Raw genomic sequence first — 10,997 nt, forward strand, 5'->3', positions numbered from 1 at the left:
CCAAACTGGATTCCCGCTTTCGCGGGAATGACGGCCATAACACCGAACCACGTTACCCACAAATTTGTCGCGCAGCCCGCCGGCCGCGCGGCTCGCATACCGGATCGCCTCGAGCAGCTTTGACTCACTGCGGCTCATCCACTAGGTTGAGCGCCGCCTTGGCCCACGTGCATGCTTCGCTTCTCTTACCGCGTCTTCTTGTGGATCTTCGCGTTGGCGAACAGCGTGGTCTGGTTCTTCCTGCTTTATGGCTTGGCACTCCTGGTTCACGAGCACTTCGCTGATGCTGCTGGCCTGGCGCGCACAGGCGCGCTCGCCTTTTTCGCGCTGACACCGTTTGTCAGCGCGGTGCTGGCCAGCCAGGGCGCTATCGTCAACCTGCGGGCGCAGTACCTGGTTGGCCGATTCACCGCGCCACCGGCCGGCGCCGGCATTTGCCGCCAACCCGCCAATCCCTGGTTCGTCTCGTTGCGCAGCGCACCGCCGCTGGCGCTGGCAGCGGCGCTGGTGAGCACCGCCGCCGTCGCGCTCAGCGCACCCGCGGTCTTAAGTGCCAGCCTAAGCGCGCGCGCGATGGGAGGTATTGGGGCAGCGGTGACGCTGGCAGCTGCTGTCATCGTCGCCGATCGCGAGTTTCGCCGCTTTCACGCTCACCTCGGTGCAGTCGGGCAACGCCCAACCCCACTCGGCCGCTACCTGGCACTGCACTTCGCCGCCCCGTGGACAACCGTGAACGGCGTGCTGAACGGAATCTTCGCCTGGATGCTCTACCGTGAGGGCCCCGGTCATTCAGCTCCGCTGGTGTCGATTGCTGAGCTGCGCTTCGACCTCACTCTCACGGCCTTCCTTATTAGTGTGTTTACGGCGCTCGCAGTTATTCCGGAAGTCGAGACCGACTTTGCCGCGGGGCTGACCCCGCCGGCGCACAACCTGCCGGCCATGCCCCCGGTGGCGATCCGCCTTGGCCTTGCCTTGGCGCTGGCGGGTACCGTCTGGGTACTGATCACGCTCCTGGCCCGCCTGACTGAACCCGCAGGAGTGCCGCTCTCGGTCACCATCGGGGTCAAGGCGGCCGGTGGCGCCGGCATAGCAGCACTCGCGGCCATTCAGTGTGCCCGGTGGACGCTGGCGCGCTGCCAGGCGCGCGCTACGGTGGCCGCGCCGCTGCCAAAGGCCGCTTACGCGAGCTGATTCTCTAACGAGGTACGAATGAAACGCCGCCACCTGATTGAGTTGTCCGCAGAGGAACAAGCCCGCTTCCTTGCCGAACATAAGACGATCGCGCTCTGCAGCATCGACCACCGCGGATATCCGCACGTCATCGCCATGTGGTACGAGGTCGCAGCCGACGGCAGCGTGCTGATGACGACCTACGCGAAATCGCAAAAGGCCCGCAACATCGAGCGCAACCCGAAGGTGGCGCTAATGGCCGAGTCGGGCGCTACCTACGATCAGCTCAAGGGCGTCATGATTCGCGGCCGGGCCGAGCTGATCCGCGACCTAGACCAGTGCGTCGGCGTCCTCACCCGCATTCATCAAAAGATGGGAGGGGCACTGGTTCCCGGCATCGAGGAAGCCATGAAGGCACAGGCCCGCAAGCGGGTGGTAATTCGCGTGGTGCCCGAGCGAACCGGCAGCTGGGACCACAGCAAGCTCGGCGGCGTCTACTGAGCAACAACGACAACGACCGAATTGCCTTTTGTCCTGGGCCAGCGCCGCCCCCCCTGCTACCGGCCGGTAGCAGGGTTAAAGTCCTTTAGTTTCATCTAATTACCGATCCACCGTCGGCCAGGGGTGCTACCGAGCGTTGGCACCCATCGTGGGCGCAGCGCCTCTTTTCCCTCTACTAGGCGAGCCCAAAGCGACGGCACACATGTTGTACTACGTCGCAAGCAAGTCACACATCCCGCTTGGCGGGAAGGGAACTTTGGGAGAACTGGCCATGGAAGAGCAAGTATCGAGGCGGCAGCCGATTCCTTTTCCTGATCCCAGGCCGCTGATTCTGATCGCAGATAGCCACCGGCTCTGTCGCGAGTCGCTGGCAGCGAGCGTCTGCGAGTCGGCCGGCGGGTTACGGGTGCGAACCACGCCGCTGGACTTGCCGCTGATCATACCGGCCCTGGTTCAAGCCCGCTCGGCGCTGTTGTTGCTGTCTTGCTGCACGGAGATCATGAATCCGTTGCCGCTGCTGCTCACGGTGCAGGCACGTGCGCCGCGCACCCGCCTGATGCTTTTGGCCGAACACGACGATCTGCCGCTGGAGGAGTACAGGAGACGAATTCCGCTCGATGCGGTGCTGCAAACGGCCGGGCAGCTTTGCGCCGTGATGAAGGCGATTGCGGAATCGTGGCCGAGCCGCGAGCCGGCAGCCCTGGCGCCCGATCAGCGCCGTAAGCTGACACCGCGCGAGCTGCAGATCGCCCGCCAGGTGATGGCGGGCTTGCGCAACGCCCAGATCGCCAAGGCCATCGGAATCGCCGAGAAGACGGTGAAGGTCAACCTGACCAACATCTTCGGCAAGCTCGGCGTCAGCTCGCGCTCAGAGCTGGCCGCGTTAGCGGCAGAGTTGCTGACGCCGCGTCCCTCAGTTGTGTGGCGCGCCTGAAGGAGTCGAAGCCATGCCTGCCGTGCTAGTGGTCGACGACACGCCGGGGTTTCACGCCGTCCAGCAGGTGCTGCAACCGCAGGGCTTTGAGCTGTGCCATACGGAAGGATTTGCGCGCAGTTGTCGGCTGTGCCGCGACCGGCGCTTTGATCTCGGACTGATCGACTTTCGCCTCGGAACGGCCAACAGCGCCCACACCGGGCTGGACTTGTTGCAGGAGCTGTCGCCGCAATTTCCGGCAATTATTCTCAGCGAAGTGACTGACGCGCCCCAGCTGCGGGCGTCGTTGTGTGGTAGCGTGCCGCAGTACCTGTTCAAGCCCGTGACGGAGGAGCGCCTACTCCCGCTGGTCCGCTCGACGCTGGCTACCGCCACCCTGCCCCTGCCCCTGCAGCGGCTGGTCGGCACCAGCTCGGCGATGGCGGAGCTGCGGGCGCGGATTCAGGCGGTGGCGCCACGCCCGGTACGTGTCCTCATTGTGGGCGCCTCCGGCAGCGGCAAAGAGCTGGTCGCTCGCGCCATCCATGGCCTCAGCCCCCGGCATGCCGGGCCGTTTGTCGGCGTGAACTGTGCTGCCTTGCCACGTGAACTGGTCGAGTCAGAGCTGTTCGGTTACGAACGCGGTGCGTTCACGGGCGCGTCGAGCAGGAGGCGCGGGCTGTTCGAGCTAGCACATCGGGGAACGCTTTTTCTCGATGAGATCGAGGAGCTCGCCCCCGAGGCCCAGGCAAAGCTGCTGCGGGTGCTGGAGGACTTGCACTTTCGGCGAGTGGGCGGGGAGGAGGAGCTCGACGTTGACGTGCGCGTCATTGCAGCGAGCAATCAGGACCTGCGCCGGCGCATGGCCGCGGGGCAGTTCCGCGACGACCTGTTCCACCGCTTGAGTGTGGTGACGCTGACCGTCCCCGCCCTCGGCGAGCGCCACAGCGATATCCCACAACTGGTGCGCTTCTTCCTGCACGAATTCGGGGCGGAAAGCCTCCAGCTGAGTGCGGCAGCCTTGAGCCAACTAGAACGCTATGCTTGGCCGGGCAACGTGCGCGAGTTGCGCAACGTCATCGAGAGGACCATCGTCTTCGCCACCGGTGGTGAAATCGCCGCTTTTGATCTCGGCTTGCACAGTGGCGCTGCCGCCACCGTCGCGCGGCCGTCGTCGGTACAACACGCGGTCTCCAACCTAAGCACGGCCTTCACCAACGCGGTCCGCGCCGGCAACACCCCGCGCGGCCTGCTCTCGGCCATCGAACGATCCCTGGCCGAGACCGCTCTCAGCTTAGCCAGCGGCAATAAGACCGCCGCGGCCCGCTGGCTCGATCTCGATCGCAAGGCACTCGACCGCCGCCTTCGTCGCGGCGAGCCGAACCAATGCAGCGCGCCGACTCCTGCGATGGCAGAGGCAACAGAACCGGCGCCTGGCGCCAACGACAATCGCCGGTAGCCAACTTCGCGGCGCAGCCGGCAAGGCGAACGGTCAGCTACTCCTCAGGTTCGACAATTATCGTCGCATGCGGGTCGACGCCGGGTGCAAGGTGGATCGCCACGCTGTGCTCGCCGAGCGTTTTAATCGGCTCGGTCAGGCGAACGCGCTTGCGCTCGATCGCGTGCCCGGCGGCCGCCAGCGCTTTCTCGATGTCCTGATTAGTAACCGACCCGAAAAGCTTCCCCTCTTCACCGGCTCGCGCCTTGATGACCAAGCGCAGCGCGGTGATCTTCTGCGCCACGCTCTCCGCCGCTCGTTTCTCGCGCTCGCGCTTCTCGCCGGCAACGCGCTTCAGATGTTCCAGCGCCTTGACGTTGCGGCGGTCGGCGACGATCGCCAGGCCACGTGGCAGCAGATAATTGCGCGCATAACCCGGCTTTACCTTGACCACGTCGCCGGTAACGCCAAGGTGCGGCACTTCCTCGCGCAGAATGACTTCCATCGAATTGCTCCTTCACCAGTCAGGTCCAGTTCTTCAGTCATCGGCCTGGTTGGACAAGATCACACCGAGGCGGCGGAAGTTTGCCCACAGGTCGAAGATACCAAGCAGCAACACCACTGCCAGCAACACTTGTTGCGTGGCAATCAGCACATAGGAGGCGACGCGTAGGCTGCGGCGAACTTGAAACTGTGCCAGAAAGAAGCTGATCACCGCCAGCCCCTGGCACAGGTAGCATCCGAGCAGCATCACGAAGGCGTTGCGCGCAACCAGTGCGATCTCCGGCAGCGGCGCGAACATACCGAAACCGGCGCCGATGAACCCCCAGATCAACGCGGCCGGTACGCTCCAGGTGCGCAGGTCGGCCAACTGCAGCCACGGCAGCAGGCTGCGGACTATGAGCACGTTCAGCAGCATCGTGAACCCGCCAGCCAGTACCAGCACGCCCGGCAGAATTCCCAGAATTCCGGCCAGCATGGGCTCACGCATCGCCAGGAGATCGCTGGCCGCGTCCGGCTCCATGCCGAAGCGGCCGGATGCCGAAACGGCCAGATCGAAGCTCTCTTGCAACCGCTCGCGCAAGCCCTCCAGCACCAGGTTCGGCGAACCGTAGGTGACCAACAGCAATACCGCCACTGCCAGGCTCCAGGCCCCGGCTCCGAGCAACACCGTACGTTCGACGGACCAGGCCCGGCGCAGAGCCGCCGCCGCAGCCAACGTCGGCCCGCCGATCGTAAGCATATAGGTCAATGCCGGCCCGGGTCCGAGCAGCGCAGCAGCCACCAGCGTAGTCAGCGCCACACACGCGGCCAGAGCACCGGCACCGTGGCGGCCGCCCAGCAACAGACCCGGCAGCGGCACGAATGGCAGCAGCACCACCGACACCGGCGCACCGACGACGGCGGTCACGAACAACCCGCCGGTTGCCGCCACCGCCGCCCCCACGGCAGACGAACCATGTGCAGTCGCTAAGCGCACTTACATCGCCGCCGTATAGGGCACCAGCGCCACCGTGCGCGCCCGCTTGATGGCTACCCGCAAGCGCCGCTGGTGACGGGCGCAGTTGCCGCTGATGCGGCTCGGAACGATCTTGCCACGATCGGTGATAAAAGTCGCCAGCGTGCGGGTATCCTTGTAGTCGATGATCGCTTCCTTGTCGGCGCAGAAGCGACAGACTTTACGACGTCCGGCACCCCGCCGTCGAAAGCCGCCGCCGCCGGCTCCGCCACGCTCGCGATCGTCGCCGCGGCCTGCGCTGCGGCCCCTGCCGCCCCTTGGACCTGCCTCTGCCATGATTCCTCCTTCGTTACTCCGGGACTACGGTAGTCTCTTCCGGTTCGCTGGGCGCGGATACAGCCCGCGCCGCCTTCTTGCGGCCGGTGCTCTCCTTGCGCTTGACCTCCGCCGCCCGCACTGAGACGAAACGCATGACCTCGTCGGCGATCTTCAGTGTCCGCTCGAGCTCCCGCACCGCCTCGCCACCGGCGCCATACTCGATCACGACGTAGTAGCCGCGGCGCTGCTTCTGGATGGGATACGCCAGGTCGCGTAAGCCCCATTCGTGTACCTGTCCGACACTCCCGCCCATGCCTTCGAGCAACCGCTTAGCCCGTTCAATGGTCTCACGGACTTGCGCTTCCGGCACCTCGGGGTGCAGCACAAAGAGAGTTTCGTATTGCTGCATGCACTGCCTCCTAGTTCGCGCCCGCCACTGCTGGCCGGCGCTGGTTGAATCGATTCATCGCTGCTTCCAGGCCCTCGCGGAGCACGGTCTCGACCGCATCGGCCGCCGTCTCGAGCAGCGGCGCGAGGTGCTCCAATTCTTCCGGGCGAAACGCCGCCAACACGTGCGCCACGGCGTCCTCACCGGGTTGCGGGCGGCCGACGCCCAGCCGCACACGAACAAAGTCAGCGCCGCTGCACTCCATGATCGACGCCACCCCGCGATGGCCGCCGGCACCGCCGCCGCGTTTGACCCGCAGCTGCCCGTAAGCCAGATCGATATCGTCGTGGATAACGATCAAGCTCGCAGCCTGCGGCTGCAACGGCAGCAGAGCCTCCCCACTCGTATTCATGAAGCGCTCCGGCTCGACCAGACGTACCGCCTGGCCGGCAACACCGCCCTCGCCGATCTTGAGGCCTGGCATTGCTCGCGTCAATTCAATGCGCCAGCGCTCGGCCAAGCGCTCGATGACCATGAAACCCACATTGTGTCGGGTGGCAGCGTACCGTCGGCCGGGGTTGCCCAGGCCCACGACGAGGTACATTGCTGCTTACGCCGCTCCGCCCTTGGCCTCGCCCTTGGCCGCTTCGGCCGCCGCCCCTTCGACCGGCACCGCCGCTTCGGCCTCGGCGGCTTCAACCTTCACCTCTTCCACCGTCGGCGGCAGTACGGTCACCAGCGCCACATCGCTGTCGTACACCAACTCCACCCCCGCCGGGCTCCGCAGTGCGGCGATGTGGATGGTGTCGTGAATCTTCAACGGCGTCACGTCAACTTCGATGTACTGCGGGATATCGAAGGGCAAGCACTCGACCAGCACCTCACGCTGCAACGGCTGCAAGATGCCGCCTTCGACGATGCCCGCCGCCTTGCCGACAAAATGCAGCGGCACCTGGACGCGCAGCTTGGCCGTAACGTCAACCTCGTAGAAATCGGCGTGTAAGAGCGCGCCGCTGACCGGATCGAGCTGCACCTCTTTGATCAACGCCACCTTGTTCGCCAAGTCCTGCGCGCCGGAGCACAACTTGATCAAGTGGGTTGACCCCTCCAAGCCGGCGATCTTTGTACGATACTCTTTGGCGTTTATACTCACTGATAGTGGGCTACGCTTGGGGCCGTAGAACACGCCCGGCACCGCCCCACTGCGACGCAGCTGGCGCGCTGGCCCCTTGCCGGTACCGCTGCGGGGCTCGACGCTCAAATCCACCGTCTCCATATTGCCTGTTCACTCCTCTTTTCGGGTCAATCGAACAGCGAGCTGATCGACTCCTCGTTATGGGTTCGCCGGATCGCCTCACCCAGCAGTTGCGCCACGGAGAGCGTGTGGATCTTGCTGCAGCGCTGGCCGATCGGCGACAGTGGGATGGTGTCGGTGACGATCAGCTCCTTCAGCACCGACTGTTCGATGCGCTCGATCGCCGGGCCCGAGAGCACCGGATGGGTGCAGCAGGCGTAAACCTCGGTGGCTCCGGCCTCGCGCAGCGCCGCCGCCGCCGCCGCCAAGGTGCCGGCGGTGTCGACGATGTCGTCCACAATGATGGTCTTCTGGCCTTCCACTTCGCCGACTACCCGCATCTCGGCCACCTCATTCGGGCGCGGGCGCCGCTTATCGATGATGGCGAGGCCGGCATTGAGGTGCTTGGCGAAGGCCCGGGCGCGCTCCACCCCACCGGGATCGGGCGAGACTACGCACAACCCATCGCCCGGCAGCCGGTCGCGCACGTACTTGAGCAGCACCCGCGTCGCAAACAGGTTGTCGACGGGGATGTCGAAGAAGCCCTGAATCTGGCCAGCATGCAGATCGGTGGTGAGCAAGCGTGAGGCGCCCGAGGTCGTAATGAGGTCGGCCACCAGCTTGGCGCTGATCGGAACGCGGGGGTAGACCTTGCGGTCCTGGCGCGCATAGCCGAAATAGGGCACCACCGCGGTGACCCTTTTTGCCGAGGCCCGCTTGAAGGCATCGAGCAGCAGCAGCAACTCCATCAGGTTATCGTTCACCGGGGTGCAGGTGGATTGGACGACAAAGACGTCTCCGCCGCGGACGTTGTCCGATATCTTCACGTTGATCTCGCCGTCGCTGAAGCGACGCACGTCGGCATCTCCTGGGCGCACGCCCAAGTACTGGCAGACCGCTTGCGCCAGTGCCGGGTTTGAGTTCCCAGCAAACACCTGTATTTCGTCTCTCACGTGGCTTCCCATTGCCCTATTACACCTGGCGTTATCAGCTAAAGCACTGGGCGGGAAGGATTCGAACCTTCGAATACCGGATCCAAAGTCCGGGGCCTTACCGCTTGGCGACCGCCCATCACGCTGCCGCGGGCGAGATTTCTAACGTCTGCACCGCGACCGCCCACACGCCGCGCTCCCTGACGGCACCAGCCGCCACCTCCGCCGCCGAGCGCGTGCGCCACACGCCGAAGACTGCCGAGCCACTCCCCGTCATCAGGGCACCCTCGGCACCGAGTTGCATCAGCATCTTCTTGAGGGATCGCAACTCGGGAAACGCCTCGGCGGCCACAGCCTCAAGATCGTTGACCAGCATCGACCACGCGGGTCTTTTGCCGCCAGCGAAAGCGGCGATACTAGTGGCCGGCAGCGGGTTTGTCAACGAAACCTCCGGCCGGTGCGGACTTACCCCGGCCGCATCGTACTGCCGATAAATCGCGGCCGTGGACAGGCCGACTCCGGGGAACGCAACTACCAGTGCGATCCCGCCCCAGCCTTCAGCCGGCGTCACGATTTCGCCAACACCTCCGACCCGTGCCGGCCGCCCGTAGATGAAGAATGGCACATCGGCGCCGAGTCGGGCCGCCCATTGGGCCAGTTGGGCCTTACTATGGCGCGCTTCCAGAAGCCGGTTCAGGGCCAGTAACGTGGCCGCGGCGTCACTGCTGCCCCCTCCCAAACCCGCAGCGGCGGGGATGCGCTTGGTCAACTCGACATGCACCGCCGCCGTGACACCGCTCTCGGCCAGCAACAGCTCCGCTGCCGCGTGAACCAAGTTGCGCTGGTCCGCCGGAATCTCGGGCCGATCACAGCCGAGCGTGATCCGAGTCGCGCCACCGCGTTGGATCGTGAACGCCAGCTCGTCGTAGAGATCGACGGGCACCATCAGCGAATCGAGCAGGTGGTAACCGTCGGCACGGCGCCCGGTGATGCGCAAGAACAGGTTCACCTTGGCAGGCGCCAGAACACGCGCCGTCGCCGGCCCGGCCACCGTCGTGCCCCCGGTCGCAGATTGACCCCCCACAACTCGCATGCTACCAGCAGCTGTCATTTGACCCGTGGCCCCCGTGGTGAAAAGGATATCACACAGGTCTCCGGAACCTGTAGTCCGCGTTCGATTCGCGGCGGGGGCATTCCGACACCGGCGCACGCTCCAGAAATGGGCATAACGATGTGACGACCGAACTCAAAACCCAACACGAAAAGAAGGGAAAAAGGAGGACGGCTATGAACAGTTTCAAGGCAAGCGCATCGAGAAGCAAGGTGTTGTTCGCGGCGTTGCTGGTGGCAGCTGTGGCGGCGCCATTGCCCGCAACGGCTGGTCCTAGTGCGTCCGTGTCCAGCGATGGGGAAGTAACGGCGTCCGCGGAAACGGGCAGCGCGGCGACCCAGGGTACGCAGCCCTCTGCGGGAACCGGTGTGTTGAGCGAAGACGCCCGCCTCGCATCCGAGGAACTCACTCCGATGTCTCGTGAAGAGATCAAGGGGCTCCAACCCGCGAGCGGTAACGTCGGGATCGAGTCGGTGCTGGGATCGGACACCCGTATCCGGGCATACTCCACCCCCTATCCGGCAAGGGCCACGGCGCTCGTGACCTTCGACGGCGGTTACTGCACCGCATGGTTCTACGGCCCGAACGTCGTCGCAACCGCGGGCCACTGCGTTCATACCGGAGGGGGAGGCGGAAGTTGGAGAACGAATGTCAAGGTGTGGCCTGCTTACAACGCCGGCAGTGCGCCGTACGGCTCCTACAACGCAAAGAGGCTCTACTCGGTTGCGGGCTGGACGAACAACGCCGACGAGCGGTACGACTACGGCGCCATCAAGCTGTTCACAAACGTCGGCAACACCGTCGGCTGGTACGGAATCTGGTGGCAAGACTCTTCCCTGACTGGACTGCCCTCGGAGATCCTCGGGTATCCCTCCGACAAGACACCAGCGCAGTCTCAGTGGATGAGCGCGGACATCGTGAGAGTTACTCAAGGGACTCAGGTATTCTATAAGAACGACACCTTTGGCGGGCAAAGCGGCAGCGCAGTTTGGCAAGATAGACCGGCAGGCTCGGCGTACTGTGCCGATGGACCGTGCGCCTACGCTATTCACGCTCAGGGACTCCATGGCGCAGCTCCCCACAGCAACCACAACCACGGGACCCGCATTCGCGAGGCGGTGTTCAACAACATGATCAACTGGAGGAATGCTCCCTAACCAAACGCTGGTGTCAGCGAAACTGTCAGCACGGCCGGCAACAGCCCCAGCAGCGGCTCCCACTCAGGCTTGCCGGACGTCACGGACAGTGCACCGCGGGACAACGGTGTAATCAGCGCCTCAGGATCGGGTTGCCGACCTTGACCAGCCGCTGCGGGTTCGTAGGGAGGCGCACGAATGACCGTTCGGGTTATCATCGGGCTGTTGGCCGTGGGCACGGGTCTGGCGGGCGCCTCGGCCAACAGCCCGGCATTGCATCCCAGGCCAGGGCCCCTAGCCGCCGATGCCCCAGTCGGGGGACTCGTCGGTGAAGCCG

Annotated in this window: 13 protein-coding genes and 2 tRNA genes; 6 read left to right on the forward strand and 9 right to left on the reverse strand. The window is 64.8% G+C overall.

The window, feature by feature from the left end; translation table 11 throughout:
- Positions 1 to 171: 171 nt before the first annotated feature.
- From HY699_20530 to HY699_20545, 4 genes are all read left to right on the forward strand, one after another.
- Entirely contained in the window at positions 172 to 1,191 is a 1,020-nt protein-coding gene (locus HY699_20530) for a hypothetical protein (GenBank protein MBI4518196.1), read from the forward strand.
- An 18-nt stretch (positions 1,192 to 1,209) separates the two neighbouring features.
- Positions 1,210 to 1,671, forward strand: coding sequence for a pyridoxamine 5'-phosphate oxidase family protein (locus HY699_20535; GenBank protein MBI4518197.1), 462 nt, complete (start codon positions 1,210 to 1,212; stop codon positions 1,669 to 1,671).
- Positions 1,672 to 1,942: 271 nt separating this feature from the next.
- A complete protein-coding gene (locus HY699_20540) occupies positions 1,943 to 2,605 on the forward strand; it encodes a response regulator transcription factor (protein ID MBI4518198.1) in 663 nt (220 codons plus the stop codon).
- A 13-nt stretch (positions 2,606 to 2,618) separates the two neighbouring features.
- A complete protein-coding gene (locus HY699_20545) occupies positions 2,619 to 4,043 on the forward strand; it encodes a sigma-54-dependent Fis family transcriptional regulator (protein MBI4518199.1) in 1,425 nt (474 codons plus the stop codon).
- A 37-nt stretch (positions 4,044 to 4,080) separates the two neighbouring features.
- Here the strand turns inward: HY699_20545 and HY699_20550 are convergent, their stop codons facing one another.
- The 9 genes from HY699_20550 to ispE all read right to left on the reverse strand — a co-directional run bounded on the left by HY699_20550 (position 4,081) and on the right by ispE (position 9,497).
- A complete protein-coding gene (locus HY699_20550; GenBank protein ID MBI4518200.1) occupies positions 4,081 to 4,527 on the reverse strand; it encodes a 50S ribosomal protein L9 in 447 nt (148 codons plus the stop codon).
- A 33-nt stretch (positions 4,528 to 4,560) separates the two neighbouring features.
- On the reverse strand, positions 4,561 to 5,502 hold the full coding sequence (locus tag HY699_20555) for a DUF2232 domain-containing protein (protein ID MBI4518201.1): 942 nt from the start codon (positions 5,500 to 5,502) through the stop codon (positions 4,561 to 4,563).
- A complete protein-coding gene (locus HY699_20560) occupies positions 5,503 to 5,817 on the reverse strand; it encodes a 30S ribosomal protein S18 (protein ID MBI4518202.1) in 315 nt (104 codons plus the stop codon).
- Between the two features lie 13 nt (positions 5,818 to 5,830).
- A complete protein-coding gene (gene rpsF, locus HY699_20565) occupies positions 5,831 to 6,208 on the reverse strand; it encodes a 30S ribosomal protein S6 (protein ID MBI4518203.1) in 378 nt (125 codons plus the stop codon).
- Positions 6,209 to 6,218: 10 nt separating this feature from the next.
- Positions 6,219 to 6,791: an aminoacyl-tRNA hydrolase gene (locus tag HY699_20570; GenBank protein MBI4518204.1), complete on the reverse strand. Its 573-nt coding sequence runs from the start codon at positions 6,789 to 6,791 to the stop codon at positions 6,219 to 6,221.
- Between the two features lie 6 nt (positions 6,792 to 6,797).
- Entirely contained in the window at positions 6,798 to 7,463 is a 666-nt protein-coding gene (locus tag HY699_20575; protein ID MBI4518205.1) for a 50S ribosomal protein L25/general stress protein Ctc, read from the reverse strand.
- Between the two features lie 26 nt (positions 7,464 to 7,489).
- Positions 7,490 to 8,434 carry a ribose-phosphate pyrophosphokinase gene (locus tag HY699_20580; protein MBI4518206.1) on the reverse strand — a complete coding sequence of 315 codons (945 nt, stop codon included), beginning with the start codon at positions 8,432 to 8,434 and terminating at the stop codon, positions 7,490 to 7,492.
- 46 nt (positions 8,435 to 8,480) lie between these two features.
- Positions 8,481 to 8,552: transfer RNA gene (locus HY699_20585), tRNA-Gln, on the reverse strand.
- Positions 8,553 to 9,497: a 4-(cytidine 5'-diphospho)-2-C-methyl-D-erythritol kinase gene (ispE, locus tag HY699_20590; protein MBI4518207.1), complete on the reverse strand. Its 945-nt coding sequence runs from the start codon at positions 9,495 to 9,497 to the stop codon at positions 8,553 to 8,555.
- 37 nt (positions 9,498 to 9,534) lie between these two features.
- On the opposite strand from ispE, the gene HY699_20595 reads away from it, so the two are divergent.
- Together HY699_20595 and HY699_20600 are read left to right on the forward strand one after the other, a co-directional pair.
- Positions 9,535 to 9,606 (forward strand) — tRNA-Arg (locus tag HY699_20595).
- Between the two features lie 94 nt (positions 9,607 to 9,700).
- Positions 9,701 to 10,681: a trypsin-like serine protease gene (locus HY699_20600; protein MBI4518208.1), complete on the forward strand. Its 981-nt coding sequence runs from the start codon at positions 9,701 to 9,703 to the stop codon at positions 10,679 to 10,681.
- The last annotated feature ends 316 nt before the right edge of the window (positions 10,682 to 10,997 follow it).

The organism is Deltaproteobacteria bacterium (assembly GCA_016210005.1).
Classification (GTDB): Bacteria; Desulfobacterota; Binatia; order HRBIN30; family JACQVA1; genus JACQVA1.

Excerpts from the sequence above, each read along its gene's own strand:
- HY699_20530 (MBI4518196.1), top strand. The coding sequence starts at position 172 with ATGCTTCGCTTCTCTTACCGCGTCTTCTTGTGGATCTTCGCGTTGGCG.
- HY699_20535 (MBI4518197.1), top strand. The coding sequence starts at position 1,210 with ATGAAACGCCGCCACCTGATTGAGTTGTCCGCAGAGGAACAAGCCCGC.
- HY699_20540 (MBI4518198.1), top strand. The coding sequence starts at position 1,943 with ATGGAAGAGCAAGTATCGAGGCGGCAGCCGATTCCTTTTCCTGATCCC.
- HY699_20545 (MBI4518199.1), top strand. The coding sequence starts at position 2,619 with ATGCCTGCCGTGCTAGTGGTCGACGACACGCCGGGGTTTCACGCCGTC.
- HY699_20550 (MBI4518200.1), bottom strand. The coding sequence starts at position 4,527 with ATGGAAGTCATTCTGCGCGAGGAAGTGCCGCACCTTGGCGTTACCGGC.
- HY699_20560 (MBI4518202.1), bottom strand. The coding sequence starts at position 5,817 with ATGGCAGAGGCAGGTCCAAGGGGCGGCAGGGGCCGCAGCGCAGGCCGC.
- rpsF (MBI4518203.1), bottom strand. The coding sequence starts at position 6,208 with ATGCAGCAATACGAAACTCTCTTTGTGCTGCACCCCGAGGTGCCGGAA.
- HY699_20570 (MBI4518204.1), bottom strand. The coding sequence starts at position 6,791 with ATGTACCTCGTCGTGGGCCTGGGCAACCCCGGCCGACGGTACGCTGCC.
- HY699_20575 (MBI4518205.1), bottom strand. The coding sequence starts at position 7,463 with ATGGAGACGGTGGATTTGAGCGTCGAGCCCCGCAGCGGTACCGGCAAG.
- HY699_20600 (MBI4518208.1), top strand. The coding sequence starts at position 9,701 with ATGAACAGTTTCAAGGCAAGCGCATCGAGAAGCAAGGTGTTGTTCGCG.